Source organism: Luteimonas sp. A482 (assembly GCF_054072655.1).
This window is the reverse complement of the sequence record NZ_JBSVRO010000006.1, coordinates 45,555-67,023: the sequence shown is the minus strand read 5'-3', so window position 1 is coordinate 67,023 and position 21,469 is coordinate 45,555. Positions and strand designations below refer to the sequence as shown.

The following is a 21,469-nucleotide window of genomic DNA, read 5'->3' as shown; positions in this document are numbered from 1 at the left end:
TCCTCAGCGGCTCAGGAATTCGGGCGACATCAGGATCAGCGACACCATGCTGCGTAGCCGCTCGTGGTTGTAGTGGCGCTTGAGGTCGCCCTGCTGCCATGCGTTGGTGTCCTCGATCACGTAGCCCGCGGGGTCGCCGTTCTGCGCCATGAACTGGCGCAGCACGCCCAGGCGCTGGGCCGTCGGCAGGTAGCCCAGCACGCGCCGGCACCAGAATTCCACCAGCCGGTTCGCGGTCCACTGCGCGGGCGGCAGCCCGGCCCTGGTGATCTCCAGCAGCGGCAGCAGCTTGCCGGTGCCGGCCACGTTGTTGGTTTCGGTCAGCCAGTTCTGCAGCTTCCAGGTCATGCCGAAGCTGCTGGCGCCGGACCACGCGGTGGACACGTCCGGATAGCCGTTCGGCGCCGCCCAGTCGTAGGGCTGGTGGCCGGTGAAGCCCAGGCGCCAGTTGAGGTCGTTGCTGCGGTTCTCGTCGAAGGTGTAGGTCCACTGGCAGCCAAGCACGCGCAGCGTCGCGGCCAGCGCCTCGAACGGGCGCCGCGTCTTGCGGCCCCAGGCGTATTGGGCCGTGTCCGACAGCAGGATGTGGCGCAGCGTGCGCTTGATCTGGTCGGGCGCCTGCCAGTTGGCGCGGAATACCGCCGCGGCGCTGTCGACCAGTGCCTGCGGCGGGTCGTCGCTGATGAAGCGGCGCACCAGCTTGCGACAGATGAAGCGCGCCACGCGCGGGTGGCTGGCGATGCGGTCGAGGATGTCGCGACCGTCCTGCAGCGCCGGCCGCTCGGGATAGATGAAACGGCCCAGCACGAACTTTGGCCCGGAATCATGCCAGTCGGCGTGATAGTAGAAGGCGCCGTCGTCCTTGCTGGCGTGGGTGAATTCCCAGTGGTTGTTGTTGACCGACCAGCCGGTGAATGCCGCCGCGGTCTCGTAGACGTCGATGTCGGTGTAGCCGATCGGATAGTCCGGATCCTCAGGGCAGGGCGGCACCTCGAACGGATCCATGAAGCCGAGATAGTTTTCCGCGCCGAAGGTGTGCAGCTCCAGCAACTCGCGCGCGAAGTTCTCGTTCGGGCCCGAACGCCGGTTCGACTTGTTGTCGAGGTAGGTCATCATGGCGGTGCTGCGCGCCACGTCCTCGAGCATCTTGCGGAAGTTGCCGAACGCGTTGGCGCGGATCACTTCGCGGTCGTAGTGGCCGTAGACCGGGCAGCAGTCGTAATCACTGACCATCACGTTGAAGTGGTCATGCCAGAAAGCGGTGGTGACCTCGAACAGCTGGCGCTTGGAAAACACCGCGCGAACCAGTGCCTCGCGCTGCACTTCCCAGCCGGGGCGCATGCGCACCGCGTACTCGACGTCGGCACGCACGTGCTCGGTCCACTGCTGCGCAAGGGTCTTGCCCAGCGTGGTGTAGCCGGCGCTCGACAGGCGCGTGGCGACGGCAGCGTCGTCGATGGCGGCAGGATTGAGCTGGCGATCGACCCACGTGGTCAGACGCGCGACGTCACTGCTGCCAAGAGCGTTGAACTCGGCGACCGATTCGGGCGTGGCGCCATGGCTCATGTTGTTGAGCACGCGCACGGCGAAGGGTGGCGTGGGCAGGGTCAGCAGGCGCCTGGGCGAGGCCTTTTCCATCCCGACCGAGGGAACGGCGCTGGCGGGCGCGGCGTCCGATGCCTGCTCGGGAAAGCCCTGGAAGCGCGGCGCCCGCGCAAGCCGGTAACGCTGGCGGTGCGCGCGCTCAAGCGCGGCGCGCTCCCCCCGGGAGAGGCCTCGATCCATGACATTTCCTTGTTGATCCCCTGCGCGGAGAGTATCGGCGCAAACCGGGCCCGGTTGTGACAGGGCCCACAGTCCGTTTCCGTTCGCGCGCGTATGTCCCGGATTGCCAGGTTGCTGGCTCTCCACAAGCGACGTCCCCTCGCCTCACACCAGCCCGGTCGCGTAGAACACTCCGATGATCACGAACACCGCCGCGGTCTTGATCAGCGTGATCGCGAAGATGTCCTTGTAGGACTGGTGGTGGGTCAGGCCGGTGACCGCCAGCAGGGTGATCACCGCGCCGTTGTGGGGCAGGGTGTCCATGCCGCCCGAGGCCATCGACGCGACGCGATGCAGTACCTCCATCGGGATCCCGGCGGCGTCGGCATTGGCGATGAAGGTCTCGGCCATGGCCGCCAGGGCGATGCTCATGCCGCCCGAGGCCGAACCGGTGATGCCGGCCAGCGCGGTCACGGTGACGGCCTGGTTGATCAGCGGATCGGGAATCGCGCTCAGCACGTTGGCCACCACCAGGAAACCAGGCAGCGCCGCGATCACTGCGCCAAAGCCGTATTCCGATGCCGTATTCATCGATGCCAGCAGGGCGCCACCGATCGCCGACTTCGTGCCCTCGGCGAAGCTCGCTAACACCGGTTTCCACGCGAACGCCAGGATCGTCGCGATGCCAACCAGCAGCGCGCCCTGCACGGCCCATATCGCGGCGATCTTGCTCACTTCCTGCACCACCGGCGCCGGGTCGCCGACCACCGCCGGCACGAAGGCGTGGCTGGTCCCGTACAGCGCCGGGATCCAGCGTGTGAACAGCAGGTTGCTCACGCCGACCAGCAGCAGCGGCAGCAGCGCGACCAGCGGATGGGCCAGGCGCTCGCCCATGAAGGGCGCGGGCTCGTTGAGCAACAGGGCAGGATCGCCATAGCCTTCGCCCGCACGCTGCGCTGCGCGCCGGCGCCACTCGAGGTAGGTCATGCCAACGACCAGGATGAACACGCCGCCCAGCGTGCCCAGCACCGGCGCGGCCCAGGCGGTGGTACCGAAGAACGCGGTGGGAATGATGTTCTGGATCTGCGGTGTACCGGGCAGGGCATCCATGGTGAAAGTAAAAGCGCCCAGCGCGATCGTGCCCGGGATCAGCCGCTTGGGAATGTCGCCCTGGCGAAACAGCTCGGCCGCGAACGGATACACCGCGAACACCACCACGAACAGCGACACCCCGCCGTAGGTGAGCAGCGCGCAGACCAGCACGATGGCCAGCATCGCGCGCTTCGCGCCGACCACCCGGATGGTCGCGGCCACGATCGAGCGGGAAAAACCCGAGATCTCGATCAGCTTGCCGAACACCGCGCCCAGCAGGAAGACGGGGAAATACAGCTTCAGGAAGCCGGCCATCCTGTCCATGAACAGGCCAGTGAACATCGGTGCCACCAGCGTGGGATCGCTGAGCAGCACCGCGCCCATCGCCGCCACCGGCGCGAACAGGATGACGCTGTGGCCGCGGTAGGCCACCAGCATCAGGAAGCACAGCGCGCCGAGCACGATCAGGAAATCCATGTGCAGACCTTCGGCGCAGGGCGCCCGGGAACGGCAGCCAGTGTCGGCAACACGCGCGGTGCCAGCCCATTGTCCGAAGGTACGATGCCGCCGGATGCGCGGCCTCCCTAATCTCTGCGCCATGCGGCCCTGCGGCCGTTCGCCTTGCATCCCTGGGAGGGGCATCGATGAAGCGCAATCTGAAAACCAGCAGCCTGAGCCTGGCCATCGCCCTGGGCCTCGCCGCGCCCGCCGCCGCCTGGGCGCAGGACAGTGCCGCCACGATCACCGCGCCGCGATCTTCGGCCACGACCCTGGACGTGATCACGGTCACCGCCCGCAAGCGCGAGGAGACCCTGCAGGACGTGCCGGTCGCGGTCACCGCGTTCACCGCCGACACGATCGACAAGCTCAACATCCAGGACATCGGCGACCTCGATGCGCAGGTGCCCAACCTGACCATCTATGCCGCGCGCGGGTCGACCAGCACCGTGACCGCCTACATCCGCGGCGTCGGCCAGGCCGATCCGCTGTGGGGCGTGGACCCGGGCGTGGGCATCTACCTGGATGACGTCTACATCGCGCGGCCGCAGGGCGCGCTGCTCGACGTGTTCGACGTCGAGCGCATCGAAGTGCTGCGCGGGCCGCAGGGCACGCTGTACGGCAAGAACACCATTGGCGGCGCGATCAAGTACATCTCACGCGGCCTGCCGACCGAAACAACCGGCTTTGGCTCGATCACCGTGGGCAACTACAACCAGCTCGACGCCAAGGCGGGGATCGGCGGGTCGCTTGGCGGCGAGGACAGTGGCCTGCGCGGCCGGGTCGCGGTCGCCAGCATGAACCGCGACGGCTACGGCACCAATTTGTTCAACGGCCAGGACGTGAGCGACAAGGAGATCAACGCGCTGCGCATGCAGCTGGGCGCGTATTCGCACGAAGACTTCGACGTGCAGTTCGCGTTCGACTGGATCGACGACCAGTCGGGCGTGCGCGGCGCGAAGATGCTGGCGCCCAACACCAACCCGCTGGTGCCGGTGACTGGCGGGGCGCCGATGGACAACCGCTACGACATCCGCAGCGGCATGCCCAACGTCAACGACACCGAGATGAAGGGCATTTCCGCCACCGTCAACTGGCGGCCGAGCGAGGACTGGGCGCTCAAGTACGTGGTTGCCAAGCGCGAGTCGGACACCGAAACCAACATCGACTTCGACACGCTGCCGGAGAGGATCGCCGACGTGAAGGCGTTCTACAGCGACCAGCAGGTCAGCCATGAGCTGCAGGCCAACTATGACGCCGGCGGCCGCGGCCGCGGCGTGGTCGGCATCTACGCCTTCAACGGCGATGCCGGCGGCCAGGTGCTCAACAACTTCTTCGATCTGTCCTTCGGCGATACACAGGGCTACGTCAACACCAAGGCGATCGCGCTGTACGCCGACTGGACCCACGACCTGACCGACCGGCTGAAGCTCGACGTCGGCGCGCGCTACACCGACGAGGACAAGCACGCGGTCGCCTACAACATCGGCTACACCGATGCGACGTTCACCGTGCCCAATGGCGTGGTGGCGGCCAACTTCGACAAGACCGTCAACTTCAAGAACGTATCGCCCAAGGTCTCGCTGGATTACCAGCTCACGCCGGACGTGATGATCTACGGCTCGGCCTCGCGCGGCTTCAAGTCGGGCGGCTACAACATCCGCGCCAACACCACGGCGGTGCCGCGCTCGGGCGAACCGTTCAACGACGAGAGCGTGGACAGCTTCGAGATCGGCACCAAGATGGGTCTGCTCGACCAGCGCCTGTTCCTCAACCTGGCCGCGTTCCACAACATCTACGAGGACATCCAGCTGTCGGTGTTCACCGCGCTGCCGGGTGGCGGCTTCTTCGGCGACTTCACCAACGCCGGCAAGGGCACGGTGACGGGCGTCGAGGCCGAGTACCAGTTCATGCCGACCGAGCACTGGTTGATCAGCGGCAACCTGGCATGGCTGGATGCGGAGTACGACGAGTTCATGAGCGGCGGGGTCAACATCGCCGACACGCAGTACTTCACCAATGCACCGGAGTTCTCGGGCGCAATCAACGTGGAGTACCGCACCGACCTGGCCAACGGCGGCAACCTGTCCGCGCGCGTAGGCTATTCCTACCAGTCGGAGGTCTGGCCCACCACCGACCTGAGCCCGGTGATCAGGCAGGAGGGCTACGGCCTGGTCAATGCCGGCGTGATCTGGCGCGCCAACGATGCCTGGTCGTTCTCGCTGCAGGGCACCAACCTGGCCGACGAGGAATACCGGACCACCGGCTACAACCTCGTCAGCGCCGGCCTCGGCGTGCTCACCGGGTTCTATGGCCCGCCGCGCCAGTACAGCCTGACGGCCCGCTACAACTTCTGAGCGGCCCTGCGGGCAGGCGATGTCACCGGTCATCCCGGACGAAGAAGGGCTGCGGATCCGTCCGCGGCCCTTCGCGCTATGCTCGCGCGCGGTAGGGTCAGGGTCGTGGTGATGGCAGGGCAGGGGCGGAGGCGATGCTGAGCATCGGTGCGGTGGTGTCGGCGTCGCTGCTGTGGCTGGCGCTGCTGTTCGGCATCGCGGTGTATGCCGAGCGCCGCACGGGCGTGCTCGCACGCCACTGGAAGCACGTCTACGCGCTCTCGCTGGCGGTGCACTGCACCTCGTGGACGTTCTACGGCACCGTCACCCAGGCAGGCCGCTACGGCTGGCCGCTGCCGCCCACCTTCGTCGGCGCGATCGCGTTCTACGCGCTGGCGGTGTTCTTCCTGATCCGCCTGGTGCGGCTGGCGCGCGAGACCAACGCCACCTCGCTGGCCGACCTGATCGCCACGCGCCTGGGCAAGGATGCGTGGCTGGCTGCGATCGTCACCCTGGTGGCGGCGCTGGGCGTGATCCCCTACATCGCGCTGCAGCTGCAGGCGATCACGCAGAGCTTCGCCACGCTCACCAGCGACGCGGCCTCGGCCGGAGTGCCGCTGCCCTGGCGCGACGGCGCGCTGTACGTGGCGCTGGCGATGGCGCTGTTCGCAATGGTGTTCGGCACGCGTCGGGCCAGCGCGACCGAGCACAACCGCGGCCTGGTGCTGGCGATCGCGTTCGAGTCGGTGTTCAAGCTGCTGGCGATGCTCGCACTGGGAGGGTTTGTCTGGCTGGGCCTCGATGGGGTGCGCATGGACGCCGCGCCGCTGCCGTCGCCGCCTGCGACCGGCGGCTTCGTCCCGCTGGTGCTGCTGGGGGCGCTGGCGATGTTCGTCATGCCGCACCAGTTCCACGTGGGCGTGGTGGAGTGCCGCGACGACCGTCACGTGCGCACCGCGCGCTGGCTGTTCCCGCTGTACCTGCTGCTGATCGCGATCCCCGCGCTGCCGCTGGCGCGTGCCGGCGCGCAGCTGCTGGGCGACAGCGTGCCCTCGGACATGTACGCGCTGGCGCTGCCGCTGGCCGCGGGCAACGACGCGATCGCGCTGCTGGTCTTTCTTGGTGGACTGAGCGCGGCCACGGGCATGGTGATCGTGGCCACGCTGACGCTGAGCCTGATGATCGGCAACCACTGGTTTGCGCCTGGCCTGCTGCGTGGCGCCTGGTCGCGCGGGCGCGCGGACGACCATCGCGGCGGCCTGCTGCTGCTGCGGCGGACCGGCATCGTGGTGATCATGCTGCTCGGCTGGGCCTATGCGCGCCTGGTGGGCGGCAACGAGGCGCTGGCTGACGTGGGCGCGGTGTCGTTCTCGGCGCTGGCCACGCTCACGCCGGCGCTCGCGTTCGCGGTCTGGCGCCCGCAGACGCCGGCGCGCGCGGCGGTGGCCGGCGTCGCCACGGGTTTCGCCGCTTGGGCCTGGGTGATGCTGCCGCCGATGATCGCGCCCGGCGATGCGTTCGTGCAGCACGGCCCGTTCGGCCTGGCCTGGCTGGCGCCGGAGTCACTCTTCGGCCTCACCGGCTGGAGTCGCCTCGGCCGCGCGGTCGGGGTCAGCCTGTTCGTCGGCACCGCAACCACCGCATTGCTTGCCGGCCTACGCAGCGCACCGCACCGCAGCGAGGCGCGTGGCTCGGACCTGCAGACCCTGCGCAATGCGGGGCGCCGGTTCCTGGCGGCGCAGCGCGTGGACGAGTTGCTGCGCGGCGCGCCGCCCAGCGGGCCGGTGCCGGCGGCCATCGAATCGACGCTCGAACGCGAACTCGCGGCCGTGCTGGGCAGCGCCTCGGCGCGACTGTTGCTCGACGCCGCGCGCCGCGAGGCGGGCCCCGATCTCGACACCGTCGCCGCAATCGTCGGCGAGGCCTCGCAGGACCTGCGCTTCAACCAGCGCCTGCTCGAGGCGGCGCTGGAGAACATGAGCCAGGGCATCAGTGTCGTCGACAGCGAGCTGCGCCTGGTGGCCTGGAACGGCCGTTACGCAGAGCGCTTCGACTACCCGCCGCAGATGCTGCGCGTGGGCGTGCCGGTCGGCGAGCTGGTGCGCTGGAACCTCGGCCGCGGCCTGCTCGGCCCGGTCGACATGGAGCGCGAGCTGCAGCGGCGCCTTGAGCACATGCGCGCGGGCACGCCCTATGTCGCCGAGCGCCGCTTCCCCGACGGCACCGTGGTGGAAATACGCGGCAACCCGATGCCCAACGGCGGCTTCGTGGCCACGTTCACCGACGTCACCGCCTTCCGCGTCGCCGAGGTCGAACTCAAGCGCAGCAACGAAACGCTCGAACAGCGCGTGGCCGAACGCACCGCCAGCCTCGACCAGGCGCGGCGCGAGGCCGAGCGCGCCAACGACGCCAAGAGCCGCTTCCTCACCGCGGTGGGCCATGACCTGCTGCAGCCCCTGCACGCCGCGCAGCTGTTCACCGAATCGCTGTCGCAGCAGCTCGACGCGGGCAAGCGTGCCGCGCTGGGCCAGGTGCGGGGCGCGCTGGATTCGACCACCGACCTGCTCACCGGCCTGTTCGACATGTCGCGCCTGGAGGCAGGCGGGCTGGTGCCGCAGCCGCGCGATTTTCCGCTGGCCGAGGTGCTCGATCCGCTCGCGTCCGAGTTCCGCGCCCTGGCGAGAGCGGAGGGGCTGTTGTTCGCGTACGTGCCCACCGCGGCCTGGGTGCACGGCGATCCGCAGCTGCTGCGCCGCGTGCTGCAGAACTTCCTGGCCAACGCCGTGCGCTACACCCGCAGCGGCGGCATGCTGCTGGGCGTGCGCCGTGACGGCAGTGCGTTGCGCATCGGGGTGTACGACACCGGTCCTGGCATCGAGCCTTCGCAGCAGGCGTTGATCTTCGAAGAGTTCCGTCGCGGCGATGGCGTAGCGGGGCAGGGGCTTGGCTTGGGGCTTGCCATCGCCGACCGCATCGCGCGGCTGGTTGATGCGCCGCTGGGCCTGTCCAGCCGGCCGGGGCAGGGCACCGCGTTCTGGCTGCTCGTGCCGCGTGTGGCCGCAGCGCAGCGTCACGAAGCGCCGCTGGCGCGTCCGGGGCTGGCCGGCGAACGCATCCTCATCGTCGACAACGATCCCGCCGCGCTCGCTGCGCTGCGTGGGCTGCTCGAGGCCTGGGGCTGCACCGTCGATGCCGCGGCCGATGGCGTCGGCGCCGAAGCGCTGCTGCAGCGCCAGCCCGCAGCGCTGTGGCTGTTCGACTACCACCTCGACGACGGCGACACCGGCATCGCCGTGCACGCGCGCCTGGCCGAGCGATACGGCGCGCGGCCGGCCCTGATCCTCAGCGCCGACGACAGCGGCGAAGTGCGCCGCGCCGCGCTCGAGCAGGGCCTGTCGCTGCTGCAGAAGCCGGTGCGCCCGCTGGCGCTGAAGTCGGTGCTCGACCGGATGCTTGCAGGTAGGCAATAGGCGGCCTGTCATCGCGAATGCAATGAAGATTGTCATCTCGACTGTAATGAAGATTGTCATCTCGAACGCAGTGAGAGATCTGCTCCACCGCAGATCTCCCCATCCGGAATGACAGTCCCCGGCGTCCCCATTCCTGCGGAACGACAGTCAGTATGTCGATGCGATAATTCCCGAAACGCCCCCGCGTCCTACGGAAGCATCCCGCATGCCCTACACCCCCATCGTCGCCACCCTCGGCTACGTGCTCTCGCCAGACCGCAAGCGCGTGCTGATGGTCCACCGCAACGCGCGGCCCGCCGACCAGCACCTGGGCAAATACAACGGACTGGGCGGCAAGCTAGAAGCCGACGAGGACATCGTCGCCGGCATGCGCCGCGAGATCCACGAGGAAGCCGGCATCGAATGCGACGAGCTGCAGTTGCGCGGCACGATCAGCTGGCCCGGCTTCGGCAAGCAGGGCGAGGACTGGTTCGGCTTCCTGTTCGTGGTGACGCGATATTCCGGCGAGGCGTTCACCTCGAACCCGGAAGGCACGCTCGAATGGATCGAGATCGACCGCATCCTCGATCTGCCGCTGTGGGACGGCGATCGCCAGTTCCTGCCGCTGGTGTTCGACGATGACCCACGCGCCTTCCATGGCGTGATGCCGTACCGCGACGGGCGGATGGTGTCGTGGAACGTGTCGCGGATCTAGGGAACCCCGATCAGCCCTCGGGCTCGGCCCACGCGGCGAACTCGCCGCCACCGGGTTCGATGAAGTGGAAGCGCCGGCCGCCCGGGAAATCGAAGATCGGCTTCACCACATCGCCGCCGGCGTCCACCACCTTGGCGAGCGTGGTCTCCAGCGCGTCGCTGAAGAAGACGACAAGCGCGCTCCCGGTCTCCGTGCGCGCCGACAGCTCGGCCTTGTAAAATCCTCCGTCGAGGCCCGCGCCGGAGAAGGCGACGTAGTCGGGGCCGTAGTCCACGAACGTCCAGCCGAACACCTGTCTAAAGAAGCGCTTCGTGGCGTCGAGGTCACGCGACGGGTATTCGACGTAATCGATCTTTTCATGTTTCGGCATGGTGGTCTCCGAACTTGACGATAAGTGGGATGCGGCGAGAGCCTGGAGCGCCCGGCTAGCGGACCGCCGCAGCGCATCTGCCGGTCAGCCGATCGAGTTCCTCGAACAGCGCCGGATCCACGGCGGTGAAGTTCAAGCAGGACTTGCCCTGCATCCTTCTGCGAAGCGCCTCCGAGGTATCCACCAACAGCTCCGGGTTCTCGTAAACCGGCATCAGGTGATTAACTCACGTAGGCCTTCTTCGTCTGCACTGCGGCGAAGAACTTCGGTTTGGCCTTTGCAGTGGCGGCCGGCAGCTCGATGTAGAGATGACGCGGCTCGTCCGTCCTCAAGGGCATGCCCGCGACATGCTTGCGCAGGATGCCGGGCAGGGCGGCGAAGGTCGCGTCGAGGTCGGGCATGTCGGACTCCCGTGTGTCCAGCCTGGGTGGCCATGCTGCATCCGGACCGGGCGCACGGGCAAGCAGTTCCGCATGCCTGTGCGCCCGTGTTCTCGCTATCCGCCCAACGTCCGCGCCAGCTCATCCGCCATGCCGGTCGAAACCAGCCACCACGCCGCGGCGAGATTGAGGACCACCGTGATCCAGAACACCGACTGGAACGGCTGCTTGACCGTCTTGTGCCGGAACTGCTGCTGGGCGATGAGTGCGCCGGGCCAGCCGCCGCACAGGCTCACCAGGTGCAGGCTGTTCTCGGGGGTGCGCTGGGCGTCGCGCCGCGCTGCCGCCTTGTCGAAGGAGTACATCAGCCAGGCCAGGCCGCTCGCCGCGAACCAGGCGACAGCCATCAGCACGGGAATCGCCCCAAGGGCGGCCGCCGCCGCGATGGCGGCCAGGGCGCCAACCCCGAGCGCCGCCCGTGGCACGCGGGACGGCTGTCGCGGCGTCTCGATCTTCTGGCCGGCATGCCGTATCTGGCGCGCCTGCAGCCTGCCTTTCGCATCCTTGCCGGGAAGATACGAGATCAGGTCGCCGGAAACAGGACGGCGCGATCCACGCTGGAACTCATTGACGTGCACGAAGGCACGGTCACCGCCACCGTTGGGCATGACAAAGCCGAAGCCCTTGTCGTCGTTCCAGTCGGTGATCCTGCCTGCGAGTCGCACGGCTGCTTCCTCCGGTGGCCGATGCCGTGGGCGCAGCACGGCGATGGCGGATCATAGCGGCCTCGCGCCGGCTGGCAACCGCCGCGCTTTGCCGAGCATGCCGTCCACATGACGCAGCAGAAAAGATCAGGCGTCCAGCCTTCTCCGCCGGGTGAACAGCACGGCGACCCCGATCATGGAAACCAGCCACTCGATCAGGAAGGCTGCCGGAACCTCGAAGTGGCCTTCGCCGGCCCAGCTGGGCGTACCCGTTCCCGGAAAGGAGCCGAAAAAGACCGAAGTGCCGACAAAGGCGGCCGCGACCCACGCCCCCGTCCTGGTCTCGGACGGGCGATCCATCCATTTGAAGCACAGCGCAACCCAGAGCAGCTGGGGCGAACCGAACATGAGCATGAAGACCGTCGCCGCGAGGGGTTCGGCCCCCTCGGACATCACGGCCAGGAACTTGAAGCTCGCCAGGCACGCGAACGCGAGCATGAGAATCCGGTTCATCTGTTTCCTTGAGCAGCGCCCGACATCGAGGCCCAGCACCTCGGCGTCGTGGGGGAACACGCATCGTAGTTCCGTCCAGCCGTCGCGCCTTGCCGCGAGCGCTGCGCGGGATCAGGGTCGGCTGACGTCATCGCAATACGGTGCCGACCCGTTGTACTCCAGCAGATCCCACAGGTTGCCGTACAGATCGCGGAACACCGCGACCGTGCCGTACGGCTGCTCCGCCGGCGGGCGTACAAACTCCACGCCGGCGCCTGCAAGCCGATGGTAGTCGCGCCAGAAGTCGTCCGTCTGCAGGAACAGGAAGACCCGCCCACCCGTCTGGTCGCCGACCAGCCTGAGCTGCTCGGGCGTGGAGGCGCGAGCCAGCAGCAGGCTGGCGCCAGCACCGCCGCAAGGAGCGACGACCACCCAGCGCTTGTCCTGCTCTGGCCGCGGGCTGTCCTCGACCAGCTGGAAGCCCAGCTTGCCGACGTAGAACGCGATGGCCTCGTCATAGTCGCGGACCAGGAGTGAGACGTGGACGATCGCTTGATTCATGCGTAGACCTGCAAAAACCAGCCTTGTTGTGCCCGGTGACCGAAATCAATCGCGCGTTCCCTGTGCGTGACGCCTGGTAGATATCAGATGCGATGGAGGACTTACCGATTCCTTGTCCCCGGCAGGATGCTGAAAAAAGTTCCCGCTATGGAAAGTAGCAAGGCGCCAACGACAATCGGCAGACGATACCTGGCCATGAACTGCTCCGAAGCCATCTTCCCGCAGTCGTATCCAACAGAGAAATCTTCTGTTTCAGGGCAGCCACTCAACGCAACGAAGATTCCCGACACGGTCAGCGCAACAGCTGCAAACAGCACGAACCAAAGCAGACAGAACAACAATCTCCGCATATGTTTCCCCTGATAGCCAACGCTTGAATCAAGCCGCGCCGCAAAACGGTGTCGACTTGAATGAGTGGTCAGGCCGCTGCCGCCTGGCGGGAAAGCCAGTATCCGCTTGCTGCAACGGCCACCCAGAACAACAGTCCAACGACTGCGCACTGCGCTTCACTCGCCTCGGCCTTCGGCCGGAACTTGCGAAGTAGCACATATCCCACGCCTTTGATCATCAACTCGAAGAAGATCTCGAACAGGATCCGACCAAGAACACGAGCAACCCCGCCAAGCGCATCTCCAGCGATCTCCCCAATCGGCATAGATGTGTCCTAGCGGTCAAACACCAGAATCAAGCCGCGCGGCGAAGCGACATCGGCTTGAATGAGTAACGCGCCACCGAACCATAGGTGAGGTAAGCCGGCGCGAGGAGCGGCCAGGGCACTCAGCGCCCCGCCGAGACCCAGAACACGCTGCGGAAGTGATGCATCATGTCGGGCGCACGATAGGCATTGCCCACGAACATGGCGTCAGCAGGCGGCTCCCCGCCGGCGCACGCAAGCGGCCGCGCGTTCACTTCTCCGAACCGGCCCTCACCGAATGCCTGCCACTGGTCGCTTTCCACCGGATCGTCGGTGACCGTGCCGTTGGCGTTGCCCACCTGGTCGCGCAGCACCCGGAAGCGGCCGGCGTTGCAGTCCACCTCCAGATCCCACATGTAGAAGCGATGTGGATGGCTGGCCTGCTCCACTACCTGGATGTACTCGATCCTGCGCATGCCAGCGGAGAGTGCATCCACGTTGCGTGCAACGAAGGCCACGCGCTGCGGCGCTTCGCCCATGCCACCCACCAGATACCAGCAGCGCAGGTCGGCCGCGGGATTGCACTTGAGCTGTCTGCTGGTCAGTGGGTCGGCATCCTGTGCCATCGTGGCCAGCGGCAAGCCTGTCGACATTCCCATCAACAGCCCCGCCACCAACGCGCCGCGCCGGCGCAGCCGTGCCCGCAAATCCATCGTGTCTCTCCCTGATTCCTGATCCAATGCGCCGCGCCCTTGCTGGCCTGGCGCCGCGGACCGCGCGGTCATTCCACCAGCGGCCGGAAGGTGGTGGCGGCGCCTTCCCTCACCGTGACCAGCTGCCCCGGCGTCACCGTGCCGCTCTGGGTGCCGAACTCCCGCCGGTAGACGGGATCGATGCTGCCGGACCCAAAGGCCGGCGAATACGAAACGCTGCGCCGCCCGGTATCCACGTGGCGCTCGGTTTCGAACGTCACCGGAAACTCGGCCCACACCAGGTAGCGCCCCGGCTTGAGGCCGGCGAATTCGAAGTTGCCCTCGCGGTCCGTTCGCACGCGCCCGGCGTACTTCCAGATATCCGGATGCAGCTTGCGCAGGTGATGGCTGGAAAAGCTCAGGCCGTAGGCGTCATGCCAAGCCTCCACATGAGCCGTCATGGGCAGCAGGAACACCCACTCCCGATCGGCCACCGCAGTGGCGGCGCGGCTGAGCATCCGCGCCAGCGAGCGCCCCGGCTTGATGGAGTACCCCATGACTCCGCGCAGGCTGCCGTTGCCCAGCTCCATCATCGCTTCCAGCTCGCGCGCGTCGTACCGCTCCATGATGCGCTGCTCCTGGCCGCGCTCTGCCTGCGCCTGCTCTTCGACGGCATGGCGCGAGGCGCTGCGAACCTGCGCGGAAGCCACCTGCGTTGCCAGCAACATGACGCAGCTCAGTCCCGCCACGCCGCAATACAGAACCTTCCGTCCCATTGCCTCTCCCCCGCTCCCTGGAAACGCAATCATAGAACGCGGCTGCGGCGTTGTGTCACCGCGCGCCGCGACGCAGCAAACGTCCGACGCACTTGATAGGCGGTAGGCGTCGGGCCCGTCCCAGTGAGATCGCCAGGTGGACTGCAACTGCGAGCAGCCGAATAACGGCGGGGGTGGGCGGTGTGGCACGGCTTACGCATCGCGCTGCGCCTGCCACTTGTCCATCACGTCCGCGCCACCAGCCCGAGGGAGCGCATGCACGAGATCTCAGGGGTGTTGCACTTGGGGTGTTAATTCAACCCGATTCGGTCTGTACAACCCGATTCTGGCTGGCCGCGCAGACACGGTCAATGCGCGAACCTTCCGCGGTTTCAGTGGCTTGGTGGCTTGGAGCTTGGCCCCGCTCGAGCCCGTTGGCCCAAGACTCGGCGTTATACCGTATGGACGCGCGGCCATAAGAGATATCGCGGTGCCGGGAGGGTCATATCTTCGTGTTGTCGGCACCGCCCGGTACGTGCGGCGTTGCTGCGGGATGTGCGATATCGCTGCATGATCGGGCAGGATCCGGACGTGGCAGCCGGCGTGCCTGCGCGTGGGCGTATGTGCGGCCGCGCGCGCCGACGTCGTGCAATCGATATGCGGTCTGGACGCTGTTACCGCCAGCAGTTCTGGCGCGCACTCGCTCCCAGTGGTGTCGTCGTCCTACCCCGACACCTGCCGGCTCGGGTCTCCGATCTCCAGCTCGCGCAGGATCACGCTTGCCTGGGTGCGGTTGCGGGCGCCGAGCTTTTCGAAGATCACCGACAGGTGCGCCTTGACGGTGCGTTCCTGGATGTCGAGCCGGTCGGCGATCTGCTTGTTGAGCAGGCCCTGGGCGACGAGGGTGAGCACGCGGAACTGCTGCGGGGTGAGGCTGGCCAGGCGCGCGGCGAGATCGGCGTCGGCAGGGGATGACTGGGTGCGGGTGACGGCGCCGCGCAGGGCAGGGGGCAGCCACTGTTCGCAGGCCAGGACGGTGCGGATGGCTTCGCGCAGTTCGTCGAGGCCGGCGCTCTTGGGGATGTAGCCGGCGGCGCCATGGTCGAGGGCGCGGCGGATGATGGCCGGGTCTTCGTTGGCCGAGACCAGCACCACGGCCACCGCCGGGAACTGGGCGCGGATGGCGGCCAGGCCGGCAAGGCCGTGGTTGCCGGGCATGTGCAGGTCGAGCAGCACCAGGTCGATGTCGTCGTGCGTTTCGAGCAGGGCGAGCACGCCGTCGAGCGACTCGGCTTCGCAGGTCACCACGCCCTCCGCCGCATCCACGGCAGCACCGCGCAGGGCGGCGCGGAACAGCGGGTGGTCGTCGGCGATGAGCAGGTTGGGCATTGCGGGCAGGCTACAGGGCGAGGCTGAAGTAGGCGCTGTTGGGGTCTTCGACGTAGTGGCCGAAGGGCGGGCAGGGGCGGAAGCCGGCCGCCTGGTACAGCCTGCGTGCCGGCTCGAAGTAGGGCATCGAGCCTGTTTCGAGGCTGGCGCGCGCGTAGCCGGCGACACGCGCGTCGGCGAGCAGGTGGGCCAGCATCTCGCGGGCCACGCCCCTCCGCAGATAACCGATCGCGGTGCGCATGGCCTTGATCTCGGCATGGCCCGGGCCGAGGTGCTGCAGGGCGCCGCAGCCGGCGAGCTGGTCGCCGTCGTGCAGGGTCCAGACGCGCACGCCAGGCTCGCGCAGGCCGGACAGGTCCAGCGCGTGGCGGCTTTCAGCCGGGGCGGTGGCGGCCATGGCGTCCGCGTGCTGCTGCATCAGCGCGGCGAAAGCGGGGTCGTCGAGGTCGGCGGGGCGGATGTGCATGGCGGTGGGCGGGCTGGTGCCCGTGATGCAATAGGAACGCGTGGGACCGTGGCGGCCAGAGGTCGTCTGGCTGCGGTGGCTGCTCTCATTCGTCTTCGCCACCTTTACCCCGGCGGGTACGTAGCCCCGCAAGCGGGGGCGGGAGCACCGGTCATTGCGCCGTCCAGCCCCCGTCGATGGGCATCGATGTGCCGGTGACATTGTGGGCTTCGCGGCGGCACAGCCACACGGCCATCGCGCCGATATCCTCGGGCAGTGAAAGGCGCTGGCTGGGCTGCTTTTCCGACAGCAGCGAACGCACGCCGTCCTCGCGGCTGCCGCCGTTGCGGCGCGCTTCGATCTGCGGTTCGATCAGCGGTGTCTCCACCCAGCCCGGGCAGATGCAGTTGACGGTCACGCCACCGCTGTCACGGCTGCCGGCCGCGGCGTACTCCAGCGCGGCCACCTTGCTCAGGCCGACTATGCCGAACTTGCTGGCCACGTAGGGCGCCTTGTCCTTCGAGGCCACCAGGCCGTGCACCGAGGCGACGTTGACCACGCGCCCGTAGCCGCGTGCGGCCATGCCCGGCATCGCCAGGCGCATGGTGTGGAAGGCCGAGCTGAGGTTGATGGCGATGATGTCGTTCCACTTGGCTACCGGCATCTCGGCCAGCGGCACGGCGTGCTGGATGCCGGCGTTGTTGACCAGTACGTCGATCGGGGACCAGGTATCGATGGCAGCCACCATCTGGTCGATCAGGTCGGGATTGCGCAGGTCGGCATCGAAGTGGCGCACGTCCGGGGCGCCGGCATCGCGCACGGCCTGCACGGCCGATGCGATCTGTTCCTCACTGCCGAGGCCGTTGACGGCGACGCGCGCGCCGTGCGCGCCGAGCGCTTGGGCGATCGCCAAGCCGATGCCGGAGGTGCTGCCGGTCACCAGTGCGGTGCGGCCTTCGAGGAAGCGGTCATTCATGCGTTTCGGGGTCATGGGGGCCTGCGGCCACGGTAGCAGGCGCGAGGCGGGTGGGAGTGGTACCAAAGTACGATGGGCCGGGCCGGGCGGGCTGCTACCGTGCCGGCATGAGCTATCCATCCATGATCGGAAAAGTGTGCGCGGTGGCGCTGGTTGCCAGTCTGGTGGCCTGTGCCGGGGGGCCGCGCACGAAGACAGCGGAGGCGACCGTGTTCAGCGCGCAGCGCAGCAGCGAACATCGCGGCCAGGACGACCTGCTCACCGCGGGTCTGGGCCTGGACGGCCTGCGCGCGATGGTGCCGCCGGCGTTTGCCGATGCGGGCCATCCCACGTCGGCCGAGCTGCGTCGCCGCGCACTGTGGAGCAACTGGCGCGGTATCGCCGATCTCGCGCCAGGCGGCGGCTATGGCGAGCTGTACGGCAGCGTTGCCACGGTGCCGGGTCGCGAGTTCCATGCCTATGCGAAGGTGCCTGGCGCGATCCATCCGCACCGCGTGATGCTGCAGCTGCCCGACGCGTTCGATGCGCGCAGACGCTGCGTGGTGGTCACTGCCTCGTCCGGCTCTCGCGGCATCTATGGTTCGATCGCGGTCGCCGGTGCCTGGGGCCTGCCGAAGGGCTGCGCGGTGGCCTATACCGACAAGGGCGCGGGCAGCGACTATTACGATCTCGACAGCCACACCGGCAGCCGGCCGGACGGCACGCGCGCCGCGCTGGGGGCGCCGGACCTGGCCTTCGTGCCGGATGCGCCGGTCAATGCCTCCGGCGTGGGCTTCAGGCACGCGCACTCGAAGGACAATCCGGAGGCGGACTGGGGCCGGCATGTGCGCCAGGCGGCCGAGTTCGCCCTGCAGTCGCTGGCCGAGGCGCTGCCGGCGCAGGCGCCTTTCACGTTCGACAACACGCGCGTGATCGCGGTCGGCATCTCCAACGGCGGCGGCGCGGTGCTGCGCGCGGCGGAACTCGATGGCGACTGGCTGGACGCGGTGGTGGCTGGCGAGCCCAATGTCCATGTCGACGCGCCCGGTTCGCGCACTCTCTACGACTACACCACCGAAGCCGCGCTGCTGATGCCCTGCGCGCAGCTGCATCTTCAGGACTTGCCACAGCCACCGCTGGCCGCGCAGGTGGCACCGCTGTGGACCGCGCGCTGCGCCTCGCTGGCGGCCGAAGGGCTGGTGGAAGGGGCCGATGTCGCGGCGCAGGCGAAATCGGCCTACGAGCGGATGCTGGCAAGTGGCTGGACCGACGAAGCGCTGCGTGCCGGCGTACTGTCGACCGGCTTCGACCTGTGGCGTGCGGTGGCAGCGACCTATGCCTCGGCCTATGGACGCTTTGGGGTCGGCGAGCATCCCTGCGGGTTTGCGTTCTCGGTGCAGAACGCCGACTTCTCCGCGCGTGCGGCCACGCCGGCCGAGCAGGCCGCGTGGTGGAGCGACGCCAGCGGCATTCCGCCGGGGGCGGGCGTGGGGCTTGTCGATCCATCGCTGGCGCCGCCGGACTTCGGTTTCGCCGGCCTGCAGTGCCTGCGTGCGCTCAACGGTGGTGATGGCGAGGATGCCAGGCGGGTGCAGGCGGGGATCGCAGCGACCCGCGCCGGCTTGCCGCGCGACGGGCTGCCGATGGTCATCGTGCACGGCGCCGACGACGGGCTGGTGCCGATGGCCTTCAGCAGCGTGCCCTACGTGGCGGCGGCGCGTGCGGCCGGGCGCGACGTGCGCTTCTGGGAAGTGCGCAATGCGCAGCATTTCGATGGTTTCCTCGGGCTGCCGGACTATGCCGCGCGCTACGTGCCGCTGCTGCCGTACATGTATGCGGCGCTCGACCGGGTCACCGCGCACTTGGACGAGGAGGGCGGATTGCCGGCCAACGCGGTAATCGCGACCACGCCGCGGGGGATGGGCAGGGCGCTGGAAAAGACGAATCTGGCGATGCCGGAGTAGGGGCGGGGCTGTCGCACGGCGAAGCGTCGGGGGATGCAGGGTGCTGTGCCTTCGGCGCCCCCGAGACGTCAACCGCTGTGGTCTTGGGCTGGTTCAGTTGCGCAGCTACCTGCTTGCCCCCCCCCCGCTCCTGTCATCCTCACGACGCTTTTGGCACTCTGGAGGTCCGTTGTTTCCGCAGGACCGGCCATGTCCAGACCCCGCCATTTCTCGATGCTGCGCGACTTCCAGCTGGCCGACTGGTTCACGCTGGCCAATGCGGTCTGCGGCACCGGCGCTGTGTTCGCGGCGATGCGGTTCCTGCAGGACGGGGTGGTCAGCGACCTGCTGGTCGGCATGGCGCTGATCCCGCTGGCCTTCATCTTCGACGCGCTCGACGGGCGCATCGCGCGCTGGCGCAAGGTCGCTTCCACGCTGGGGCGCGAGCTTGACTCGCTGTCCGACGTGATCTCCTTCGGCGTCGCGCCCGCCGCGCTTGGCTATGCCTGCGGCCTGCAGGGCGGTTGGGACTGGGTGGTACTGAGCTACTTCGTCGGCTGCGGCGTCAGCCGCCTGGCACGCTACAACGTCACCGCCGAGACCCTGGCCGATGGCGGTGACAAAGTGAAATTCTTCGAGGGCACGCCGATCCCCACCAGCCTGGCGATCGTGATCATGCTCGCGATCGCGGCCTGGCAGGGTGCGATCGGGGACGCGATCTGGTTCGGGCAGTGGCAGCTGGGTCCCTGGCAGCTGCATCCACTGGTCCTGGTGTACGCGCTGTCCGGTTCGCTGATGATCAGCAAGACGATCCGTATTCCGAAGTTCTGAGGCGCATGACACCGGAGCGTCGCTTGCCGTTGCTATGATCGACCGATACAGGAGGACGGCATGTTGAACCAGGGTTCCGGCATCGGTGCGGGCAGCGGGCAGGCGCAGGATTTCGAGCGGCTGGCGCGCCAGTACTGGGCGGCGTGGGGCGATGCACTGCGTGGTACGACCCCGGGCGGCGGCCAGGCCGGGACGCACGCCTGGCAGGACGCGATCGAATCGTGGACGCGCCATGCACACGGCGGCCGCTCCGGCGTCAACGACGCACTGGAGCGTTTCAACAGCCAGGCGCGCGACTGGTATGGACACATGCAGCAGGTGGCCGCGCAATTCGCGGGCCGCGACCATACCGCGGGGGACATCACCCAGGCCTGGAAGCAGGCGCTGGGTGCGGCCGGTACCAATCCTTTTCCCGAGATGCTGCGCTCGATGCGCGGGCAGGGGCTGGGTGGGCTGGACCAGTGGGTCGAGGATGCCTCTCCGTGGCTGGATGCGATGCGCGGCGAGGGCATGTCGTGGCTGCGGATGCCTGCGTTTGGCCTCGGCCGCGAGCACCAGGAGCGCCTGCAGCAGTTGGCGCAGTCGCTGCTGGAATACGAGGAAAGCAAGAACGCCTACAACGCGCTGATGCTCAAGGCCACGCAGCAGGCGTTCACGATCTTCGAGGACAAGCTGGCCGCGCACGAGGAGCCGGGCCGCCAGATCGAAACCCCGCGCGCTCTGTTCGACCTGTGGATCGATGCGGCCGAGGAGGCATACGCCGAGATCGCGCTGTCGCAGGAGTTCCGCCAGGCCTATGGCCAGATGGTGGATGCGCAGATGCGCCTGCGCGCCGGGATGCAGCGGCAGGTTGAACAGATGTGTTCGACCCTGGGCATGCCGACGCGCACCGAGGTCGATGCCGCGCATCGCAAGATCGTCGAACTCGAGCGTGCGATGCGGCGGTTGCGCGATGCGGTCGAGGGTGGGCCGATGCCGGCAACGCCTGCGGCATCGGGCCAGCGCGGTGCCAGGCCGCCTGGCAAGCGCGCGGCTGCGAAGGCGGCGGCGGGGAAATCTAAGTCCGCGCGGGTCACGGCTAAGGCGGATTCGGCCGGCGCTGCCAGCAAGACGGCTTCGAGCAAGGCGGTTCCCAGCAAGTCGGCGTCCAGCAGGTCGGCTGGCAAGACAGCTTCGAGAAAGGCGCCTTCGGGCAAGACGGCCAGCAAGTCGGCTTCCAGCAAGTCGACTTCAAACAAGCCCACGTCCCGCAAGGCAGCGCCGCGCAAGCTGGTGCAGGCAGCCAAGCCTGCGAAACCGGCTGCCCGGAGCAAGCCCGCCAAGCGTGCCGCCCGCAAGCTCGCGCCGCGCCCCAGCGTGACCGCACGGCGTCCGCCGACCAACCGATTCACCAGCCACATCCCGATCCCGGACACGCCACTGCCGCCCGATGCGGCGCCGGTATCCAAGCGTGGAGGACGCTGA

The 21,469-nt window shown here is 68.0% G+C and carries 20 protein-coding genes; 6 read left to right on the top strand and 14 right to left on the bottom strand.

Annotated features, from left to right (window positions below):
* Positions 1-3 precede the first annotated feature (3 nt).
* Entirely contained in the window at positions 4-1,785 is a 1,782-nt protein-coding gene (locus ACW5DW_RS14955) for a DUF1800 domain-containing protein (protein WP_457019977.1), read from the bottom strand.
* 144 nt (positions 1,786-1,929) lie between these two features.
* On the bottom strand, positions 1,930-3,333 hold the full coding sequence (locus tag ACW5DW_RS14950; protein ID WP_457019976.1) for a GntP family permease: 1,404 nt from the start codon (positions 3,331-3,333) through the stop codon (positions 1,930-1,932).
* A 167-nt stretch (positions 3,334-3,500) separates the two neighbouring features.
* On the opposite strand from ACW5DW_RS14950, the gene ACW5DW_RS14945 reads away from it, so the two are divergent.
* The 3 genes from ACW5DW_RS14945 to ACW5DW_RS14935 all read left to right on the top strand — a co-directional run bounded on the left by ACW5DW_RS14945 (position 3,501) and on the right by ACW5DW_RS14935 (position 9,854).
* Positions 3,501-5,711: a TonB-dependent receptor gene (locus tag ACW5DW_RS14945; protein ID WP_457019974.1), complete on the top strand. Its 2,211-nt coding sequence runs from the start codon at positions 3,501-3,503 to the stop codon at positions 5,709-5,711.
* Positions 5,712-5,845: 134 nt separating this feature from the next.
* Positions 5,846-9,160: a PAS domain-containing hybrid sensor histidine kinase/response regulator gene (locus tag ACW5DW_RS14940; protein ID WP_457019972.1), complete on the top strand. Its 3,315-nt coding sequence runs from the start codon at positions 5,846-5,848 to the stop codon at positions 9,158-9,160.
* Positions 9,161-9,365: 205 nt separating this feature from the next.
* A complete protein-coding gene (locus tag ACW5DW_RS14935; RefSeq protein WP_457019971.1) occupies positions 9,366-9,854 on the top strand; it encodes an NUDIX hydrolase in 489 nt (162 codons plus the stop codon).
* A 10-nt stretch (positions 9,855-9,864) separates the two neighbouring features.
* Here the strand turns inward: ACW5DW_RS14935 and ACW5DW_RS14930 are convergent, their stop codons facing one another.
* The 12 genes from ACW5DW_RS14930 to ACW5DW_RS14875 all read right to left on the bottom strand — a co-directional run bounded on the left by ACW5DW_RS14930 (position 9,865) and on the right by ACW5DW_RS14875 (position 17,267).
* Positions 9,865-10,224 (bottom strand): VOC family protein, encoded by a 360-nt coding sequence (locus ACW5DW_RS14930; protein WP_457019969.1) that lies wholly within the window; start codon positions 10,222-10,224, stop codon positions 9,865-9,867.
* Between the two features lie 55 nt (positions 10,225-10,279).
* Complete coding sequence (locus ACW5DW_RS14925; RefSeq protein ID WP_457019967.1) at positions 10,280-10,438, bottom strand: hypothetical protein; 159 nt, start codon at positions 10,436-10,438, stop codon at positions 10,280-10,282.
* A gap of 7 nt (positions 10,439-10,445) precedes the next feature.
* A complete protein-coding gene (locus tag ACW5DW_RS14920; RefSeq protein ID WP_457019966.1) occupies positions 10,446-10,625 on the bottom strand; it encodes a hypothetical protein in 180 nt (59 codons plus the stop codon).
* Between the two features lie 95 nt (positions 10,626-10,720).
* Complete coding sequence (locus ACW5DW_RS14915) at positions 10,721-11,272, bottom strand: DUF1294 domain-containing protein (RefSeq protein WP_457019964.1); 552 nt, start codon at positions 11,270-11,272, stop codon at positions 10,721-10,723.
* Positions 11,273-11,455: 183 nt separating this feature from the next.
* Entirely contained in the window at positions 11,456-11,881 is a 426-nt protein-coding gene (locus ACW5DW_RS14910) for a hypothetical protein (protein WP_457019962.1), read from the bottom strand.
* A gap of 51 nt (positions 11,882-11,932) precedes the next feature.
* Positions 11,933-12,361, bottom strand: a complete 429-nt coding sequence (locus tag ACW5DW_RS14905; RefSeq protein ID WP_457019961.1) for a VOC family protein — start codon at positions 12,359-12,361, stop codon at positions 11,933-11,935.
* Positions 12,362-12,779: 418 nt separating this feature from the next.
* Entirely contained in the window at positions 12,780-13,016 is a 237-nt protein-coding gene (locus ACW5DW_RS14900) for a hypothetical protein (RefSeq protein ID WP_457019959.1), read from the bottom strand.
* A gap of 122 nt (positions 13,017-13,138) precedes the next feature.
* Positions 13,139-13,780, bottom strand: coding sequence for a hypothetical protein (locus tag ACW5DW_RS14895; protein WP_457019958.1), 642 nt, complete (start codon positions 13,778-13,780; stop codon positions 13,139-13,141).
* Positions 13,777-14,496, bottom strand: a complete 720-nt coding sequence (locus ACW5DW_RS14890) for a hypothetical protein (RefSeq protein ID WP_457019957.1) — start codon at positions 14,494-14,496, stop codon at positions 13,777-13,779. The genes ACW5DW_RS14895 and ACW5DW_RS14890 overlap by 4 nt, the downstream gene beginning before the upstream one ends.
* 669 nt (positions 14,497-15,165) lie before the next feature.
* Entirely contained in the window at positions 15,166-15,831 is a 666-nt protein-coding gene (locus ACW5DW_RS14885) for a response regulator (RefSeq protein ID WP_457019955.1), read from the bottom strand.
* Positions 15,832-15,841: 10 nt separating this feature from the next.
* Positions 15,842-16,297 carry a GNAT family N-acetyltransferase gene (locus tag ACW5DW_RS14880; protein WP_457019954.1) on the bottom strand — a complete coding sequence of 152 codons (456 nt, stop codon included), beginning with the start codon at positions 16,295-16,297 and terminating at the stop codon, positions 15,842-15,844.
* 151 nt (positions 16,298-16,448) lie between these two features.
* Positions 16,449-17,267, bottom strand: coding sequence for a 3-hydroxybutyrate dehydrogenase (locus ACW5DW_RS14875; protein ID WP_457019953.1), 819 nt, complete (start codon positions 17,265-17,267; stop codon positions 16,449-16,451).
* 92 nt (positions 17,268-17,359) lie between these two features.
* Here ACW5DW_RS14875 and ACW5DW_RS14870 point away from each other — a divergent pair, with 92 nt between their 5' ends.
* The 3 genes from ACW5DW_RS14870 (at position 17,360) to phaE (ending at position 21,469) form a co-directional block, all read left to right on the top strand.
* Positions 17,360-19,195: a 3-hydroxybutyrate oligomer hydrolase family protein gene (locus tag ACW5DW_RS14870; protein WP_457019952.1), complete on the top strand. Its 1,836-nt coding sequence runs from the start codon at positions 17,360-17,362 to the stop codon at positions 19,193-19,195.
* Positions 19,196-19,384: 189 nt separating this feature from the next.
* A complete protein-coding gene (locus tag ACW5DW_RS14865) occupies positions 19,385-20,005 on the top strand; it encodes a CDP-alcohol phosphatidyltransferase family protein (RefSeq protein ID WP_457019950.1) in 621 nt (206 codons plus the stop codon).
* A gap of 60 nt (positions 20,006-20,065) precedes the next feature.
* Positions 20,066-21,469, top strand: coding sequence for a class III poly(R)-hydroxyalkanoic acid synthase subunit PhaE (gene phaE / locus ACW5DW_RS14860; protein ID WP_457019949.1), 1,404 nt, complete (start codon positions 20,066-20,068; stop codon positions 21,467-21,469).

Bases quoted from the DNA above. Each gene is read 5' to 3' on its own strand.
- ACW5DW_RS14955 (WP_457019977.1), bottom strand. From the start codon at position 1,785: ATGGATCGAGGCCTCTCCCGGGGGGAGCGCGCCGCGCTTGAGCGCGCG.
- ACW5DW_RS14950 (WP_457019976.1), bottom strand. From the start codon at position 3,333: ATGGATTTCCTGATCGTGCTCGGCGCGCTGTGCTTCCTGATGCTGGTG.
- ACW5DW_RS14945 (WP_457019974.1), top strand. From the start codon at position 3,501: ATGAAGCGCAATCTGAAAACCAGCAGCCTGAGCCTGGCCATCGCCCTG.
- ACW5DW_RS14940 (WP_457019972.1), top strand. From the start codon at position 5,846: ATGCTGAGCATCGGTGCGGTGGTGTCGGCGTCGCTGCTGTGGCTGGCG.
- ACW5DW_RS14935 (WP_457019971.1), top strand. From the start codon at position 9,366: ATGCCCTACACCCCCATCGTCGCCACCCTCGGCTACGTGCTCTCGCCA.
- ACW5DW_RS14930 (WP_457019969.1), bottom strand. From the start codon at position 10,224: ATGCCGAAACATGAAAAGATCGATTACGTCGAATACCCGTCGCGTGAC.
- ACW5DW_RS14925 (WP_457019967.1), bottom strand. From the start codon at position 10,438: ATGCCGGTTTACGAGAACCCGGAGCTGTTGGTGGATACCTCGGAGGCG.
- ACW5DW_RS14920 (WP_457019966.1), bottom strand. From the start codon at position 10,625: ATGCCCGACCTCGACGCGACCTTCGCCGCCCTGCCCGGCATCCTGCGC.
- ACW5DW_RS14915 (WP_457019964.1), bottom strand. From the start codon at position 11,272: ATGCCCAACGGTGGCGGTGACCGTGCCTTCGTGCACGTCAATGAGTTC.
- ACW5DW_RS14905 (WP_457019961.1), bottom strand. From the start codon at position 12,361: ATGAATCAAGCGATCGTCCACGTCTCACTCCTGGTCCGCGACTATGAC.
- ACW5DW_RS14900 (WP_457019959.1), bottom strand. From the start codon at position 13,016: ATGCCGATTGGGGAGATCGCTGGAGATGCGCTTGGCGGGGTTGCTCGT.
- ACW5DW_RS14895 (WP_457019958.1), bottom strand. From the start codon at position 13,780: ATGACCGCGCGGTCCGCGGCGCCAGGCCAGCAAGGGCGCGGCGCATTG.
- ACW5DW_RS14890 (WP_457019957.1), bottom strand. From the start codon at position 14,496: ATGATTGCGTTTCCAGGGAGCGGGGGAGAGGCAATGGGACGGAAGGTT.
- ACW5DW_RS14885 (WP_457019955.1), bottom strand. From the start codon at position 15,831: ATGCCCAACCTGCTCATCGCCGACGACCACCCGCTGTTCCGCGCCGCC.
- ACW5DW_RS14880 (WP_457019954.1), bottom strand. From the start codon at position 16,297: ATGCACATCCGCCCCGCCGACCTCGACGACCCCGCTTTCGCCGCGCTG.
- ACW5DW_RS14875 (WP_457019953.1), bottom strand. From the start codon at position 17,267: ATGACCCCGAAACGCATGAATGACCGCTTCCTCGAAGGCCGCACCGCA.
- ACW5DW_RS14870 (WP_457019952.1), top strand. From the start codon at position 17,360: ATGAGCTATCCATCCATGATCGGAAAAGTGTGCGCGGTGGCGCTGGTT.
- ACW5DW_RS14865 (WP_457019950.1), top strand. From the start codon at position 19,385: ATGTCCAGACCCCGCCATTTCTCGATGCTGCGCGACTTCCAGCTGGCC.
- phaE (WP_457019949.1), top strand. From the start codon at position 20,066: ATGTTGAACCAGGGTTCCGGCATCGGTGCGGGCAGCGGGCAGGCGCAG.